Source organism: Methanobrevibacter sp. (assembly GCF_050872065.1).
Lineage (GTDB): Archaea > Methanobacteriota > Methanobacteria > Methanobacteriales > Methanobacteriaceae > Methanocatella.
In genome coordinates this window covers 20,088-36,754 of sequence record NZ_JBNMGD010000011.1, presented here as the reverse complement: position 1 = coordinate 36,754, position 16,667 = coordinate 20,088, and the positions used below count along the sequence as shown (strand labels likewise).

24 protein-coding genes are annotated in these 16,667 nt (G+C 29.6%); 2 read left to right on the top strand and 22 right to left on the bottom strand.

Annotated features, from left to right (window positions below; all coding sequences use genetic code 11):
* Positions 1 to 465 precede the first annotated feature (465 nt).
* From pdxT to ACR0P1_RS02800, 4 genes are all read right to left on the bottom strand, one after another.
* A complete protein-coding gene (gene pdxT / locus ACR0P1_RS02815; RefSeq protein ID WP_432644889.1) occupies positions 466 to 1,050 on the bottom strand; it encodes a pyridoxal 5'-phosphate synthase glutaminase subunit PdxT in 585 nt (194 codons plus the stop codon).
* 14 nt (positions 1,051 to 1,064) lie between these two features.
* Entirely contained in the window at positions 1,065 to 1,877 is an 813-nt protein-coding gene (locus ACR0P1_RS02810) for a PfkB family carbohydrate kinase (RefSeq protein ID WP_432644888.1), read from the bottom strand.
* 19 nt (positions 1,878 to 1,896) lie between these two features.
* Positions 1,897 to 2,781 carry a pyridoxal 5'-phosphate synthase lyase subunit PdxS gene (gene pdxS / locus ACR0P1_RS02805; protein ID WP_432644887.1) on the bottom strand — a complete coding sequence of 295 codons (885 nt, stop codon included), beginning with the start codon at positions 2,779 to 2,781 and terminating at the stop codon, positions 1,897 to 1,899.
* A 192-nt stretch (positions 2,782 to 2,973) separates the two neighbouring features.
* Positions 2,974 to 3,822 carry a cation diffusion facilitator family transporter gene (locus tag ACR0P1_RS02800; RefSeq protein ID WP_432644886.1) on the bottom strand — a complete coding sequence of 283 codons (849 nt, stop codon included), beginning with the start codon at positions 3,820 to 3,822 and terminating at the stop codon, positions 2,974 to 2,976.
* Positions 3,823 to 3,922: 100 nt separating this feature from the next.
* Between ACR0P1_RS02800 and ACR0P1_RS02795 the strand changes: the two genes are divergently transcribed.
* Entirely contained in the window at positions 3,923 to 4,102 is a 180-nt protein-coding gene (locus ACR0P1_RS02795; protein ID WP_432644885.1) for a hypothetical protein, read from the top strand.
* On the opposite strand, the gene ACR0P1_RS02790 is transcribed toward ACR0P1_RS02795, so the two are convergent.
* The 18 genes from ACR0P1_RS02790 to ACR0P1_RS02705 form a co-directional block, all read right to left on the bottom strand.
* Positions 4,094 to 4,783 (bottom strand): HisA/HisF family protein, encoded by a 690-nt coding sequence (locus tag ACR0P1_RS02790; RefSeq protein WP_432644884.1) that lies wholly within the window; start codon positions 4,781 to 4,783, stop codon positions 4,094 to 4,096. The genes ACR0P1_RS02795 and ACR0P1_RS02790 overlap by 9 nt on opposite strands.
* Positions 4,784 to 5,331: 548 nt before the next feature.
* Positions 5,332 to 5,616 carry a DUF3194 domain-containing protein gene (locus ACR0P1_RS02785; protein WP_432644883.1) on the bottom strand — a complete coding sequence of 95 codons (285 nt, stop codon included), beginning with the start codon at positions 5,614 to 5,616 and terminating at the stop codon, positions 5,332 to 5,334.
* A gap of 32 nt (positions 5,617 to 5,648) precedes the next feature.
* Complete coding sequence (locus ACR0P1_RS02780) at positions 5,649 to 5,996, bottom strand: prefoldin subunit beta (protein ID WP_432644882.1); 348 nt, start codon at positions 5,994 to 5,996, stop codon at positions 5,649 to 5,651.
* 27 nt (positions 5,997 to 6,023) lie between these two features.
* Positions 6,024 to 6,290: a KEOPS complex subunit Pcc1 gene (locus tag ACR0P1_RS02775; protein ID WP_432644881.1), complete on the bottom strand. Its 267-nt coding sequence runs from the start codon at positions 6,288 to 6,290 to the stop codon at positions 6,024 to 6,026.
* On the bottom strand, positions 6,283 to 6,768 hold the full coding sequence (locus tag ACR0P1_RS02770; RefSeq protein WP_432644880.1) for a ribonucleotide-diphosphate reductase subunit beta: 486 nt from the start codon (positions 6,766 to 6,768) through the stop codon (positions 6,283 to 6,285). Before ACR0P1_RS02770 ends, ACR0P1_RS02775 begins: the two co-directional genes overlap by 8 nt.
* Positions 6,769 to 6,810: 42 nt before the next feature.
* Positions 6,811 to 6,942: a DNA-directed RNA polymerase subunit P gene (locus ACR0P1_RS02765; protein ID WP_069575157.1), complete on the bottom strand. Its 132-nt coding sequence runs from the start codon at positions 6,940 to 6,942 to the stop codon at positions 6,811 to 6,813.
* A 3-nt stretch (positions 6,943 to 6,945) separates the two neighbouring features.
* The gene (gene rpl37A / locus ACR0P1_RS02760) at positions 6,946 to 7,215 is read right to left on the bottom strand and encodes a 50S ribosomal protein L37Ae (protein WP_432644879.1); all 270 of its coding nucleotides are present in this window, start codon (positions 7,213 to 7,215) and stop codon (positions 6,946 to 6,948) included.
* A 264-nt stretch (positions 7,216 to 7,479) separates the two neighbouring features.
* On the bottom strand, positions 7,480 to 8,964 hold the full coding sequence (gene guaB / locus ACR0P1_RS02755; RefSeq protein ID WP_432644878.1) for an IMP dehydrogenase: 1,485 nt from the start codon (positions 8,962 to 8,964) through the stop codon (positions 7,480 to 7,482).
* A 13-nt stretch (positions 8,965 to 8,977) separates the two neighbouring features.
* Positions 8,978 to 9,691 carry a (5-formylfuran-3-yl)methyl phosphate synthase gene (locus tag ACR0P1_RS02750; RefSeq protein ID WP_432644877.1) on the bottom strand — a complete coding sequence of 238 codons (714 nt, stop codon included), beginning with the start codon at positions 9,689 to 9,691 and terminating at the stop codon, positions 8,978 to 8,980.
* 105 nt (positions 9,692 to 9,796) lie between these two features.
* Positions 9,797 to 10,999, bottom strand: a complete 1,203-nt coding sequence (locus ACR0P1_RS02745) for an LUD domain-containing protein (protein ID WP_432644876.1) — start codon at positions 10,997 to 10,999, stop codon at positions 9,797 to 9,799.
* Positions 10,989 to 11,657 (bottom strand): (Fe-S)-binding protein, encoded by a 669-nt coding sequence (locus tag ACR0P1_RS02740; RefSeq protein ID WP_432644875.1) that lies wholly within the window; start codon positions 11,655 to 11,657, stop codon positions 10,989 to 10,991. The genes ACR0P1_RS02745 and ACR0P1_RS02740 overlap by 11 nt, the downstream gene beginning before the upstream one ends.
* 3 nt (positions 11,658 to 11,660) lie before the next feature.
* A complete protein-coding gene (locus ACR0P1_RS02735; protein ID WP_432644874.1) occupies positions 11,661 to 12,008 on the bottom strand; it encodes a DUF2304 family protein in 348 nt (115 codons plus the stop codon).
* A 4-nt stretch (positions 12,009 to 12,012) separates the two neighbouring features.
* Entirely contained in the window at positions 12,013 to 12,720 is a 708-nt protein-coding gene (locus tag ACR0P1_RS02730; RefSeq protein ID WP_432644873.1) for a glycosyltransferase family 2 protein, read from the bottom strand.
* 11 nt (positions 12,721 to 12,731) lie between these two features.
* A complete protein-coding gene (ribC, locus tag ACR0P1_RS02725) occupies positions 12,732 to 13,190 on the bottom strand; it encodes a riboflavin synthase (RefSeq protein WP_432644872.1) in 459 nt (152 codons plus the stop codon).
* 93 nt (positions 13,191 to 13,283) lie between these two features.
* Complete coding sequence (locus ACR0P1_RS02720; protein WP_432644871.1) at positions 13,284 to 14,117, bottom strand: ATP-binding cassette domain-containing protein; 834 nt, start codon at positions 14,115 to 14,117, stop codon at positions 13,284 to 13,286.
* Positions 14,118 to 14,813: a cobalt ECF transporter T component CbiQ gene (gene cbiQ / locus ACR0P1_RS02715; protein WP_432644870.1), complete on the bottom strand. Its 696-nt coding sequence runs from the start codon at positions 14,811 to 14,813 to the stop codon at positions 14,118 to 14,120.
* Positions 14,814 to 14,853: 40 nt separating this feature from the next.
* Positions 14,854 to 15,141, bottom strand: coding sequence for an energy-coupling factor ABC transporter substrate-binding protein (locus tag ACR0P1_RS02710; protein ID WP_432644869.1), 288 nt, complete (start codon positions 15,139 to 15,141; stop codon positions 14,854 to 14,856).
* Between the two features lie 9 nt (positions 15,142 to 15,150).
* The gene (locus ACR0P1_RS02705) at positions 15,151 to 15,816 is read right to left on the bottom strand and encodes an energy-coupling factor ABC transporter permease (protein WP_432644868.1); all 666 of its coding nucleotides are present in this window, start codon (positions 15,814 to 15,816) and stop codon (positions 15,151 to 15,153) included.
* 171 nt (positions 15,817 to 15,987) lie between these two features.
* Between ACR0P1_RS02705 and pyrF the strand changes: the two genes are divergently transcribed.
* Complete coding sequence (gene pyrF, locus ACR0P1_RS02700; protein ID WP_432644867.1) at positions 15,988 to 16,635, top strand: orotidine-5'-phosphate decarboxylase; 648 nt, start codon at positions 15,988 to 15,990, stop codon at positions 16,633 to 16,635.
* The last annotated feature ends 32 nt before the right edge of the window (positions 16,636 to 16,667 follow it).

Sequence of the window (16,667 nt, the reverse complement as noted above, 5' to 3'; positions counted from 1 at the left end):
TATTTTCTTTTAAAATTTTTTCTGTATCATCATTACTTTCCGTAAGCATATATTTTATTTCTACTATATTTACATTTTTTTGTTTTTTTAAATTTTTATTTAAATTTAAGATGTATTTACTAGCATTATATAAAGGACAAATAATAGTAATTTTTTCTTTCATCTAACACACACCTCATTGTCTTCACTTTAATAATTATATCTTATTTTATTCCTAGGTAATACTATTAAAAACTGTAGTTTTAAAAATTGTCATAAAAAATTAAAAATTTGTAAGGAAAAATATAATGCATTTAAAAGTAGATTTGAAGTTCTATTAAAATGATATTTTAATTATAAAATGCAAGTATACAATTAAATTTATTAAAAAAATAATTCTTATTTTTGACTAATACTCTTAAAGAAAAAAATAAATTAGCTGATGAAGCAATAGATAACACTCTACAAAATTAAAATATTAACTATTTAAACTCTGTTCATTACTTCACTAATAAAATACTCATGAATTAATGTATCATCAGTAAGTTCCGGATGAAATGAAATAGCTATATGTGGTCCTTGTTGAATAGCTATAATCTCATCATCTAAAACAGATAAAACTTTAATATCCTCTTTTGAATGATTATAACTTTCAAGTGCAGGAGCTCTAATAAATACTCCCAAGTATTCTTTACCAAAAATAGATATTGGGCTTTCAAAAGAATCTTTTTGCCTGCCATATATGTTTCTATTAACTGAAATATCCATTAATCCTATTAATGGCTGATCAAAATCTGTTTTTTTACTAAGTAATACCATACCAGCACATGTTCCAAAAACTGCAATGTCATTATCTTTAATAACTTTATCAATTCCTCTTTGATTTATTAATTTACCAATGACTGTGCTTTCTCCTCCTGAAATAATTAAACCATCACATGTTTCAACATCCTCTGCATAGCGTACAGATTCAACTTCAACATCAACTCCCATTTTTTCCACTGCCTTTCGTGTCATATTATAATGTTCACTTACAGCACCTTGCAAATTCAATATTCCTATTTTTACCATGACAACACCTAAAATTAATAATGCCCGAATTTGGTTAATTTTTCACTAGCAATTTTAGAGGCAAATTCACCAGAATGTTTAATAGAATAACCATTTATTCTCCTAGAGATATATGCTGCCATATAAGTATCTCCGCAACCTGTTGCATCCGCAATATTATCACAAGCAAATGCATTAATTTTAGTTTCATAATTATCTGAAATTATTCTAGACCCATTACTTCCATCAGTTATAACAAGCTCATCTACATCAAAGTCCATTCCAATTATGCTTGCTTCATATTCATCTAAAAATATTGAAGAAACCCCTTCTAAAACATTTGTTAAGTTATCAAAAGTATCTAATTTAATAGTGTAATTTCCATTTACTTCAACATCAGGAATTCGTAAAAATCCTTGAACTGATATGAAAATCGGAACATTGAAACTTTTTAAATAATCCATTGTCTCAGTTGGAAAGTCATATCTGTTAAGAGGATTAATAACAAACCCATCAATATTTTCAGGTAAAATTTCCTCTAAATCATTTTTAAGTATAGGTATTTGAACAAAATTACTTAATTGATCCCTGTAATCCTTATTATCCTCATTCGGATAACTATTTATGAAAAAGTGAGTATCATCTTTTAAAATTACCTTAACTTTATCCCTTGAAGGAAATTCATCAGCTATACTTTCATCACAACAGTTTACAATAGCTAGATAATCATTATAAAATTTTTCAAAAACAAAAGATTGGAAATAAGTAGCTCCACCAACTTTATATGTGCTTTTTCCACCTATAACAACCAAGTCCTGTGTTACCGGACCAATAATAACTAAAGTCATATTAAAAAATATAAGGGATTTAAATTCCCCTATCCTGCATTCTGTCAGCTTCATTTAAAGTTGACATTTCAATACCTTTCATAGCTTGACCTAATCCTTTGGATACTTCAGCCAATACTTCAGGATTATCATAGTTTGCTGTTGCTTCTACAATAGCCTTTGCAAATGCTTCTGGATTATTTGACTTGAAGATTCCAGAACCAACAAAGATACCATCTGAACCTAATTGCATCATTAAGGATGCATCTGCAGGAGTTGCAATACCACCAGCTGCAAAGTTTACAACAGGCAATTTTCCAAGTTCTGCTGTTTTTTTGACAAGGTCAATTGGTGCTTCAATTTTTCTTGCATATTTCCAGATTTCCTCTTCTTCCATTCCTTGAACAGTTCTAATTTCACCCATAACCATTCTCATGTGACGTACAGCTTCCACAATATTTCCTGTACCTGGTTCACCTTTAGTACGAATCATAGCTGCACCTTCATCAATTCTTCTTAATGCTTCACCTAAGTTACGTGCACCACATACAAAAGGAATGGTAAATTCTTTTTTATTAATATGATATTCTTCATCAGCAGGAGTGAGTACTTCACTTTCATCAATCATATCCACACCAAGAGTTTCTAAAATTTGTGCTTCTGCAATATGACCAATTCTAGCTTTTGCCATGACAGGAATAGATACTGCATCAACAACCTCTTCGACAATTGTTGGATCAGCCATTCTAGCCACTCCTCCAGCAGCACGAATATCTGCAGGTACTTTTTCAAGAGCCATTACTGCTACAGCACCTGCATCTTCTGCAATTGCTGCTTGTTCAGCATTTACTACATCCATAATAACTCCACCTTTTGTCATTTTAGCAAAGCCTTCTTTTAATATATCAGTTCCTTTTTCTACCATGTACTATTCTCCATTATCTAAATATTATACGTGTTATATTATGATTATTATCTTTAATAAATTTTACTTCCAAAACCCCTATAAAATAAGCAATTCCATTAAAACAATATAATATCATTATAATATGAATATAACCACAGCACAAAAGTGTACTATAAAATTAATGAATAAATATGAACTGATTATACATAATTAATCAAATTCAATAGTAATATCAACAATATGATACTCAGATGCAATACTGTAAATATCCTGTTTAATTTTTTCTTGATTATTCCAATCATCGATAGAAACTTTTAGTGTTAACACAGAATCAATTCCATCAAGTGACCAAACATGAAAATCATCGAATGATTCTATGCCCGGAATATTTAAAACACTTTCCTTGAATTCTTTAACATCAAAATGATCAGGAGTTTTTTGAAGCAGGACCTCCAAAGATTTGTATAAATTCCTTCCAAGATTAAATAGCAGCCATAAAGCAATACCTATTGATACAAAAGGATCTAAATAAGGAGCACCATCCCAAAACATTAAAACCAAACTTAATATTAAAATAGCAATCCACTCGAATACATCACCTAGTTGATGCAATAAAATTGCTTTTTCATTAAATGTTTCACCATCATGCAAACGATAAACTGAAACTGATTTAAATACCAATCCAATAATAGCTATTAAAAGCATTCCACTAGCATCAACACTTTCAGGAGCAAATAATCTAGGAATAGCTTCCTGAAGAATCAATAATGCCATAATAATAACAAAAACAGATATTATCACTGCACCAAGAATTGAAAATCTTTGATAACCATAAGAATAGTTATCAGTTGAGTCTTTTTGAGCAACATGCTCTAAAAACCATGCAAAAGCAATTGAAATAGTATCCGACATATCATGGATACAATCAGCAAGAATTGCCATACTATTTGTCACAAGTCCTCCTGCAATAACAATTATATTAAAAGTTAAATTCATAAAAAAGACAAATGCTAAATTTTCACCTGCTTTCTTGTGGTGATGATGTGTATCAATTCTCATAAATATACTATATAAACTTACAATAATAAAAAACTTATTACTATCAAATTAAGTTATATTTATATAATTTAAAAAATGTAAATTATAATAGTGATTTAAAATGGCAATAGTTGGAACAACAATATTTTCTCATATTCTTCCAGTAATCTTTGGATTTTTTGGAATAGTAATGATTATTTCTGGATCTTTAGAAAAAAGCAATAGTAAATTAGCATTAGGAGTTATTTTATTTATTATGGCTTGTGTTTTCCCTTATATAATTTTAAGTGTATTAATCTAAAAGTTTAACATCACCAGAGTGTAGGCTAGTTCCTATTAACACTTTTTTTATACCTAATGACTCTAATTCAACCAAAGAGTCTTTGTTTAACCCACCAGCAATAATCAATTTTTCTTTTAAATCTCCGAATTCTTCAAGTAATTTTTCATTATATCCCTTTTCAGTGCCAACACCAGATATATCTAAAAGAATAATATCATTAGGATCAAGTTCTTTTAAAATCTCTTTGAATTCAGATAAGTTTAAATCCAAATGTTTTGCAAACAATTCCTCATTTTTAACATCAACACTAACTACAATCCTCTCTTTAGGATACTTATCAAAGATTTTTCTCATCTCGTCAATACTTTCAATTGTTTCACTCGGAATAATAATTTTATAGGCATAATCAAGGAAAAATTCAAATCCTTCACAATTTTTAACCCCACCATCAAATATTACTGGCAAAATCGTATTGACCATTTTAATATCATTAATATTATGACCTACTGACTCAATTAAATCCAAATCAGCAATATACATTTCATCAGCACCATTTAATTTTAATCCTTGAGCAATTTCAACTGGACTAGCTGAATTAGCAAAAATTGTCCTTAATGGTTGGTAGGTATCTCTCATTCCAGATTTACCACTTACTGCCTGATGCTGTTTTAAATCTATAACTGGAATTTTTTTAATCATAATTAATAATTATATAAAACTAGTATTAAAATATGAAGGGATGGATGAGTAAAATGTTTTTTAACCTCATCCAGAGCACCCAATAATGATCAATTAGAGATAATTCCAATATAACTCTCTATTAATTAATTGACATACATACTATATAAACATTACCATAATTTAAAAAAAATAAAGTGTACTTGAATAAATAATTTTTAATAAAAAAACAAAAAAATTAAATGTCCATCTATAAAACTTAAAATAATATTAACAATAATTAATAAAAACATAAAATAAATAAAACAGCGAATTTTAGAGATGCTAAAATTAATAAAAAATTCTAAAATAAAGTTGATAAATCCAATTTTTTAAAAAAAAAGTTTGAAGCATTAAGATGGAAAAGAAAGATAGAAATTGTGTTTATTATTTTATATGACAAATGAAAATTACTCCAAACTTTATATAATACTTAACTTTAATCCTATAAATACTTTTTTATAAATAAGTATTACTTATTATCATAAGAAATATATTAAAAGTAATACATCAAAATTTAAAAAAAATAATTAAACCCTAAAATTATTATCAATATATGAATCAAACTCTAAATAAGCTTCATCAATAGCTTGCATGACCTGATCTTGAGTAATTTCAGAAAGTTCATCAAATAAAAGTCCAACATCTACATTGACGTCTAATTGTTCATTTTCATAGTTAAGAACAATATCTAAATCCAAATCTTCCAATTCCTTCATGGAAACTGATTTTGAAACTTCCTTTTCAAGGATTTCTCCAAATTTATCAGAAATAGTGGATAAATCATCCTGGGATAATATTTTTAATTTTGACATGAAAATCATAAAAAAAGAAAAAAGTAGTAAGCCTATTGGCCCATACCTTGCATAACTGATTGAATAGAAGATTGCATGTCTTCAAGTTTTTTCATAACTCTTTCTTCTTGACGTGACATGGTTTGTTTTCTTAAATTTAAAGTTTCTAATTTTTCTTCCATGTCAGATAATGCATCTGCATATTCAACTTTGATGAGTAAAGTACCAGCTTGTTTGAATACTTCAGCAGATTCATCAGTTTTTTTAAGTTCTTCTAAAGCTTTTTCAGTTTCTTGAATTTGAATTTCAACATTTTGAACTTGCATGCTTATAGCTTGAGCTTGTTGTTGTAATTGTTGAAATTGATTTAATTGTTCTTGAATGTTTTCAGGAATCTCCATATTATCACCTTAATTATTGAATAAAAATTAATTTGTTAAATTATTTATTTCTAAAGCTAATTTAATCCACTTGATAGCTGAATTAACAGAAGCTCTAAATGATGTGGAATCTTCAGCATCTATGTTAATTATAATATTAGACTCATCTAAATTAATAGTCATAGATGATCTAAAATCAGGAGCTGTACTAAATTCTAAAATAATAGAATCATAAATAATTTTGGCTTGAGTATTATCTTCAAGTTCAATAACTATATTACTTTTGACCCTCTCAAGAGGACTTTCATCAATCATTTGAAACCTCTAAAATCTTTTTAACAGTAATTTTAAAGTTATTTATATTACCAAATTTATTGACGAAGTTAATATTAGCTAATGAATTCTCACTTTCAGAAATTAGCACATAATTACTTTCAGCATTATCTACTAACTCCATATCTAATATTTCACTTAAAATATTGAGTTCTTTTACTTTAGAAACTATTTTCAATTGAGAAGGAGCAATATTCATTTTTTCTTTTTCTTCAGATGCTCCAATAATTAGTGTTAATAATAACTCACCTTTATTAGAGTAAAATGAAATTCTACTTGGATTGCCTTTAATTTCATTTACAATGGCTAAATTATATTCTTCAACTTCTAATGCCTTAATTAATAACTCACGCATATTCATTTTACCTCTGTTAACAGAAGTTGAACCAGTAGCATGAGCTAAGTTCTTACAAAACTTTCTAGTTTTTTGAGAAGGTTTTCTAGAAGTTGAAATTAACATTTTAAATCAAAAATAGTAATAAATTTAGTGAAAGCAGATGAATTATCTTGCTTTAATTATTCTAGTAGTCTCAGGCACATTTTTAAATAAAATCCTATATCTACATTTAGGACATTTATTTTCCATGTAACTTTTATGATCTACTTCTGCTCCACAACTTGGACACCTATACAAGGCCTATTCCTCCACTTTAATATCCCTAATACTACGTGCTGCAGATTTTGCCATAGGAGTTTGTGGAATGTAAGCTCCTCCAGTGAATACTGCACCACATTTTCTGCATTTCCAAATTCCAGCAGCTTGTCTTTTAACGTAAGGTCTAGCACATTTAGGACAAACATGATTTTTTTTCATGTTTTCTTCAATAATCTTTACAGATCTTTTAGCTTTTCTTCCGTATCTTGCACCGAACCTTCCTGTAATACCAACTTTTTTAGTTCTTGCCATTTATATTCTCTCCGTTAATAATAAAATTTAATAAAATATGTAAATTTTTAATTTACATTAATTATGTCAAATAAACATAAAATTATCTAATATGATAATATTATACTAACTAATATTTAAAGGTTTTCTTAAAAGAAGGGATTTTAAGAAAAAAAACACGATTTCATATGAAAATATGAAAATTTTGATGAGAAAAAACTATTTCCCATAAATCTTTTATATCATATGCTTATCTCATCAAAAAAAAAATAAATTAATATCCAACTAGTCAAGAGTTGGATAATTAGGGCTCTCATTAGTGATTAACAAATCATGAGGGTGGGATTCTTTAATACCACTACTGGTAATTCTAACAAAGTTAGCTTTTTCTTGCATAGCTGCAATATCTTTAGCACCACAGTATCCCATAGATGATTTTAATCCACCAATTAATTGGAATAAAATTTCTGCAACAGTTCCTTTGTAAGGTACTGCACCTTCAATTCCCTCAGGAACATATTTTGTGTGGTTCATTTTACTTTTTTGACCTTGGAAGTATCTATCTGCTCCACCATCATACTCACTAGTCATTGCACCCATTGATCCCATACCACGGTATTTTTTATATTGTTTTCCATTCATAACAACAATATCTCCTGGAGCTTCAAGAGAAGCTGCAAGTAAATTACCGAGCATTACTGCATCTGCACCAGCACCAATAGCTTTAGCAACATCACCTGAGTATCTAATACCACCATCTGCAATAACAGGAATACCACTACCTTCTGCTGCATCAGCGACATCAGAAATAGCTGTTAATTGTGGTACACCAACACCAGCTACAATACGAGTAGTACACATTGAACCAGGACCTATACCAACTTTAAGTGCATCTACACCCATGGATATTAAGTCTTCTGCTGCTTCAGCAGTTGCGATATTACCAACACATAATTCTGCATCAATATTATCTTTAATAGTCTCAGTGAATTTAACAACATTCATATTGTGAGCATGAGCACAGTCAATGGAAATAATATCCGCACCTGCTTGGTCAAGTGCCATTGCTCTATCTAAATCAAATGGTCCACAAGCTGCAGCAACTAAAAAGTTACCATTTTTATCACGAGCAGCATTTGGATATTGTGCTTGATTTAAAATATCCTTAATAGTGAGAATTCCTACTAATTTATCATCACGAACAACAGGAAGTCTTTCAATTTTATTCTCATAAGCAACATTTAATGCTTCTTCAGCTGAAACTCCTTCTTCTACAGTTACAACATCGGAAGTCATAATATCTTTTACAGTTTTATTAGGATCTGACTTTAAAACTGGCCTAATATCTCTTTTGGAGATAATACCAATAATTTTATCACCATCAACAACTGGAAGACCACTAATTAATTCATCTTGCATTTTAGCTTGAACATTTGCAATAGTAGAACTAGGATTTATTGTAATAACATCACGAATTGTCAAATCTTCAGCATTTTTAACTTTTTTAACTTCTTCAATTTGTCTTTCTTGTGTGATATTCCTATGAATTACACCTACTCCACCTTCTTGTGCCATAGCAATTGCAAGATCTGCTTCAGTTACAGTATCCATAGCAGCACTTAAAACTGGAATATTTAATTTAATTCCTTTTCCTAATTCAATTTTAGTATCAATATCTTTTGGTTCAACATAACTTGCATTAGGAGTTAAAAGAAAATCATCAAAAGTATAAGACATCCTTGCTTCTTGAACTTTTTTAGAAAATGACATTAGTAACACCTACTTAAAATGAGTTACATATTTCTTTAAGCTCAGCAACTGCAGTATGGTGTATTTTACCAGTGTTTCTATCACCACCTACACAAGCAGCTCCCCTAATACCAACAACATCACAACCAATATCATTTAATGGTTTTAATTGGTCTTTTTTAACAGAACCTGCAAGTGCAGTTAATAAACCATATCCATGAGCTTCTTCAACAAATTCTTTTAATTGATCTAAATCTAAATAATCAAATAAAGTATGACCGTCTTTAACAGCAGTATCTAACATTGCAAGGTCACAACCTGCATCTTTTGCGACTTTTGGAATTTCCATAGGACCAACTGCACCCACACGGTGAGCATCTGCATATCCTGCTGCTACAATAATAGTTTCTTCACTTATTTCTTTTACAGTTTTAACAACATTTTCCATGACTTCAACAGCTTCATCATGGTTTTTTGTTCCGTATAATCCTACTTTAATATAATCTGCTCCAGAAACATGAGCACCCATTGCTGCAAGAGAAACGGTACCTGGTTTATAAGGTACATCACCCAAAGTAGCACTTACAAGCTTATCTTCAGGAGTTAACTCCCTAATTTCCTTAATTACCCAAGGAAAATTAGCACCTAAAGAACCCTCTTTAGGATTTTTTACATCAACAATATCTGCTCCACCTTTAATAGATTCAAGAGCTTCTTCACGATTTATAGGACTTATTAATAGAAGCATACATTTCCTCCAATATTATATTATAATATATTACTATTACTATCTTATTACATATAATATTATTGTTTTTTCAAAAAATATAATAAAAAAAGATATTCTTAAAAATTAATATGGAGAATCCTTGTGAGAAACATTATCTTTAATAGTTCCATGAGCTTTCGGATAAAAACCAACATCAGTTGATAATTTTCTCATATTTTCAATGATTTCATTAGTTGGAATACTAACCGGACAGTTTAAGGTGCATAATCCACATAAAGTACACATATACAATCCAGAATCATAGCAGGTCTCATCATCTTCAATGAATTTTGACATAGCAACACCACGACCACCTAAATAATTATTAAATCCAAATTCGTTCCCAACTGCATTATATACTGGACAATGAACAACACAGTTTCCACATCCAATACAATAAAGGCATTCTGGTACTGCATTACTTCTTCCATTATCAAGCAATATTACAATGACTTTCTCAGCACCATACATTTTTTTTAAGAGTTTTTTCTCAATATCCGCTGTTTTTGATGGTCCTGAAATTACATTCATATATGATGTTACATAGTTTCCAGTAGCAAAAATAGTTTCAAGTTTTACAACTGAAATTGCTTCTTCCAATGTAGGTACAATTTTATCAATTCCAGCTACGATTATATGCAAATCTTTTAGTGAAACTATTGAAATATTACCCTCATTATGTACCATTACAAGTGAACCTTCTTCTGATGCTATTGCATTAGCTCCACTTATACCTACATTTGCATTTTCTAAACGTTTTAGTACATCATGCCTTACAGTTTCCATAATTTCTTTTGGAACAGGATTGACATTAACCTTTAAAGACTCGTTTACGATTCCAGCAATATTTTCAACATTTAAATGTGAAGCAGGCCCAGTTGGATGAACAGGTTTATTATCCATTTTTTTAAGCTGTAAAATTCTATCTCCAAGATCTGTTTCAACAACATCAATATTTTTATTAGACAAATGGTCTTTAAGATTAATTTCACCTAATGTATTAGATTTACTTTTTGCAATTGTATTACACTCATATTCCACAAGCAAATCATCAATTATTTTTAAAGCATCATCTGCAGTTTCAACAATCTTAAAATCAATACCATTACGTTTAAATGATTCGCAAACCTGATTAAGTAATTCACCATTATTTTCAATTGAATATTTTTTGATTTCACAAACTCTTGATATTAATCTTTTGGTAGATGGTGAATCTTTAAGAGTGTTTGATCTATTTTTAACAGTGTTAAATGATTTTCTCATTGTTTCAAGTTCACTATTCTTCATTTAAACCACCATATGATACTAAAAACTCAGTTAAATCCAATACTTCTATATCATCATTTTTTAAATTAAGTTTACAAAAAGGACATGAAGTAACTAATGTTTTACAACCAGTTTCCACTGCTTGTGCAATTCTTAATTTTGAAATTTGGTTTGCAATTTCTGGATAAGCTGATTTTACACCACCACCAGCACCACAACACAAACTATTTTCACGAATATTTTTCATCTCAACAAGATTAGCAACAGATTTAATCACACTTCTAGGCTCATCAAAAACACCACAGTGACGTCCTAGATGACAAGGATCATGATAAGTAACATCAAACTCTATTTCTGATAAATCCAATTTGCCTTCTCTAATTAGTTCATCAAGTAATTGAGAAATGTGAATTACATTTAAACCATCATAATCCTCTGTTAATGTTTTATAACACCCTGCACATGAAGTAATAATAGTTTCCCCTTTAAAAATTTCAGTGTTCTTTTTAATTTGTTCTTGAGCCTCTTTTAGAAAACCTGTTCTAAGTAATACTGATCCGCAACATTTTTCATCATCTAAAATATGATAATCAACATCTGCTAATCTTAATAATTTTTCAGTTGCTAATTGAATATCTGTTAATTTCTCTCGTGCAGTACATCCTCTAAAATATAACATGTTTCATTCCTCTTTATCTTTAAGAGATATTTCATTACTTAAAGCTACCTCTTTAACTATTTTATTCATGTTATCTTCTAATTTATCGATTTTAGAATATAATTTAAAAATTGTGTATACTAAAATTGCAAATACAATTATAATTATAAAATCTAACCCACGAGTTATACCAAACAATTTAGCAAATGTAGTACTGGCATCAGGAAAAACTGAAAATATACTGACAATAATCAGCAATATGGACCATAAAATAACTGAGATTAAAGAATCTTTTTCGTTCAAATATCTAAATAAAATCCAAATAAATGCAATTAAAGATATTATTGGAACTATAATTGAATAAAATAACATTTAATCACCTAAACTGATGTTTAATCATTTGAAATAAAATTTTAAATGCAGCACTGGCATTAGTTCCTTTAGCTTGAGTTTCAGGAGTATAAATTGTTTTTATCTCAACTTCCTCAAATGGAATGTTATTATCATTAACTTCACGTATGAACTCAGAAGATATGAGATATCCCCTAGAATTAATTTCTATTTTCCTTAAAGCATCAATTGTTATAGCTCTAAATCCAGTTTGCGAATCACTCACATCAACCTTGTAAAATATTCTTGTAAGAAAATTCATTATCTTATTAGCTATATTCCTAGTCAAAGGCATGTCTTTTAAAGGTCTAACCCCTATTACTGCTTGAGCTCTACCAGCTATTAATGGTTCCAACACACTTTCTAAATCATCAACATCATGTTGACCATCAGAATCCATATTAACAATATATTTTGGATTATATCTTAAAACAGCATCAAAACCTGTTTGCATAGCTACTCCAACACCACGATTAATCATATGAGAATAAATAAAAATCTTGTCCGGATATTTCCTTTGGGAATCTTTGATTACATCTAAAGTATTATCCGATGAACCATCATTGACAATGACCATATTATATCCTTTTTCTGCAATCTTTTCAATTACAGGTTGGATTCTTGTAGATTCATTATACGCAGGAAGAATAACATAAGTATTTTTTTTGTCTTCTTCTCTAACTTCAAATCCCATTTTACACCTTCTTATAATGGTCCAGCATCTTCTTTTCCTTCACGCATTCCCATTCCGGCTTCTTTTCTCATTGCTTTTCTGTGATACATCATTTTAATTAAATTTTGTGCATGTTCACGTGCTCTGTTTTCTGCAAGTTTAGCAAGTTCAATAGGATCTTCCTCTTCATCCTCATGTACAAATACCTCCAAAATATGTTTATTTGTCATGAGCTGTGCATTAATAAGACCAGTTGATGCTTCATGAGCACACATTTTATCTTTTTGCATTGGACCCGGCATACCAAGTGCCATTACAATATCACAGTTTTCTTCCTCAATGAGAATTTTAGCAGTAACTGGTAAGTCTTTTACCCCAGGAACTGTTTGACGAATTATTTTTAAATCATAAGCATTCTTTTTAAGCTCATCAATAGCTGCTCCAGCCATATCAAAACGAGCAAAAGTTGTATCACAAATTCCAATTCTCATGTAAATTCACCTTAAAAAAAGATATGTTTTTATTAATATAAATGTTTAAGTAATTTAAAATTAAAATTATGAAAAATTAAGATTTTAAAAAAATTAGTTTTTAGATAGTAATTTCAAAAACTTATCCTTAGCTTCATCAACTGTAAGTGGATAATCCCCCTCCATATCAAAACCTTCCTTTTCGAGTTTTTGGAATATCTCAGTAACAATTGGAACCTTTAAATTTGCCTGTTCTAAAATTTCTGGCTTTGCAAAAATCTCTTTAGGAGTGCCTTCCCCAATCAATAAACCATCATCCAAAACAAACAATCGTTGAGCATAATTTGGAACTAAATCCACATCATGTGTAGAAATTATGATGGTGATTCCTTCATCATTAAGCTCTTTTAATAATTTAGACAAACCAACAACCCCTTGAGGATCAAGACCAGAAGTAGGTTCATCTAAAACCATTATTTCAGGTTTCATTGCAAGAATTCCAGCAATAGCCACTCTTTTCTTTTGTCCACCACTTAAATGATGAGGAGCTATTTTTTCATATCCTGACATTCCAACACGAACTAATGCCTCTTCGACTCTATCTTGAACCTCCTCCATAGGCAATCCTAGATTAAGAGGTCCGAATGCAACATCCTCCTCAACTGTCGGAGCAAATATTTGATCATCAGGATTTTGAAATACAATACCAACTTTTTGTCTAAATTTAAGCAAAGATTTTTTATCGTATTTTAATTCTTCACCATCAATTATTACTTGTCCCTCATCTGGCTTGTAGATTCCATTTAAATGAAGAAATAAAGTAGACTTACCTGCACCGTTTTTACCTAAAATAGCTACAATTTCTCCTTTTTTAACTTTTAAACTTACTCCTTTAAGTGCTTGGTAATTTGTACTATAAGAATATTTGATATTTTTTATTTCTAACATTTAATCATCTCTTTTTCTTGGCTCGTAAACTGGAAGTTCACCAGAATAACCTCTTGAATCTAGAGAATGTTGTAGAGTTTCACTTTTATCAAGAGATCTTAAAAATATTATACTCACAAGAGCACCTAAAGACTTAATTGAAGAAAGATAAGAATGATATCCAAGTCTAGTCTCTTGTGCCTTTTGCATTGTATCAATTTCATTTAAAAATATGAAAATTGTATTATACATTAAAAGTGCTATTTCTATTAAAATTTTAGGAACTCTTAGAGTTCTTAAACAATTTAAAATATTTGCAATTGGTGTTGTAAGAGCTAAAAATCCTAAACAAGGAAGACATCCTAATACTCTCATAAATGTGTAGACACCATAGTGCAAGGAGTCAGTAGTTACTACAATACCTAATATACCTGTTTCATATATAACCTCCCCTTTTCCAAAGAAGAATGTTAAAAATATACAGGTTATAATAAGAAAAGCTATTGGAAGTGATAAAAATTTCAAATAAGATTTATAATCAATTTTAGCAATGGCCAATATGACAATAGAAAATATAACAAAAACAATTACATCAAAATATAAATTATCCAATGCTAATGTAACAATTAAAAGTATTATTGTCAAAAACAACTTAAAATAAGGATTTGCTTCTGTTAGAGCATTATTATGTGCAATATAATCCATGTCAAATTTCATAAAACCACTAAAATATTTTAAAAAAAATAATAAAGAAGAGTTATTCTTCTTTACCTTTCCCTCTCCAGTAACCAAATGCATATCCAATGATAAGAGCACCGATAGCTGCCTGAAGAGCAAATAATAAACTTTCTATTTCACCACTAGGTGGTTCCCAAATTGATGAAAACCAAGGTTCAAAACCTGATTCTTCAATAGCTTCACCTGCAGCATCATCAGAACCACCGAAATATCCTTCATCTTCACCAAGACCATTATACATTACTAATGGTGCTATGAATAATATAATACAAATTATTCCCAAAATAATTAATGTAGATGTTTTCATAATAATCACCTATTCCCCATTAGGATTTAAAGCACCAAGTTTAGTTAATAATTTTGGCTTGTAAGCTTTTAATCTATCCCAAATAATTACAGTCAATATAGCTTCACCAATAGCTAATGGTACTTGAGTTACTGCGAAAATAGCTAAGAATTTTCCTAATGCTGCACCAAAAGTAGGAGCTGGGAAAGCAATTGCTAATTGGAATGAAGTAGCTACATAAGTTAATAAATCTCCTAAAAATGCTGCAAAGAAAATTGCAATAGTTGAAGATATATTAACTTTAGTTAAACATTTATATACAATCCATGCTGCGAATGGTCCAACAATACCCATTGAGAATATGTTTGCACCTAAAGTAGTTAAACCACCATGAGCAAGTAAAATCGCTTGGAATAAAAGAACAATTGTTGCTAATACTGAAGTCACTGCAGGACCGAATAATGCTGCACCTAATCCATTACCACAAGGATGAGAACAACTTCCAGTAACAGAAGGTAATTTCAACGATGATAAAATAAACATGAAAGCACCACTTACAGCAAGTAATGCCTTAGATTCAGGGTTTTCATCAGTAATTTTTTTAATTTGATAAATACCAAATGCAACAATGATGAATGATATGACAAACCATACAATACACCATGTTAATGGTAAATATCCTTCCATAATATGCATAAATTTTCCTCCAAAATATATCAATACAAATTGATAAAATAATCAATAAAAACTTAATTATAATTAAAATAAATTAAAGTATTATTGATAATATTAATATATACATACCACTATATAAATATTATTAAAAAGATTTATTCTAATCAAACAACAAAAAAGGAAACTGATAATATGAACATTAAAAATAACTTAATTCTAGCACTTGATGTAATGAATGAAAGCGAAGCCATTGAAATTTGTGATTCAATTAAAGAATACATCGATACCATAAAAATTGGTTATCCATTAGCATTAGCTGAAGGTCTTGAAATCATCAATAAATTAAAAAATAAATTCAACTTCAAAGTAATATGCGATTTTAAAGTAGCAGATATCGATGCAACAAACTCCAAAATATGTGATGAAACTTTCAAAGCTGGAGCAGATGCGATAATTTGTCATGGATTTGTCGGAAAAGACAGTGTTCAAGCATGCTTAGATATGGCAAATAAACATGAAAAAGAGTTATTTTTACTTACTGAAATGTCCCATCCCGGTGCTAAAATGTTTTTACAAAAAAATGCTGATGCAATAGCTCAAATGGGAGTGGATATGGGAATCAAAAATTATGTTGCACCAGCAACAAGATTAGATCGTTTATCAGACATCAGAAATATTGTTGGAGCTGAATCTTACATTATTTCACCAGGTGTTGGGAAACAAGGTGGCGACGGTAAAAAAACACTTGAATACTCTAATGCAATTATTGTCGGAAGAAGTATTTACGAAGCAGAAAATCCAAAAGATGCATGTAAAAATTTAATTGAATCTTTAAAATAATTCTAATTAAATAAAATAAAAATTTAAAAAGA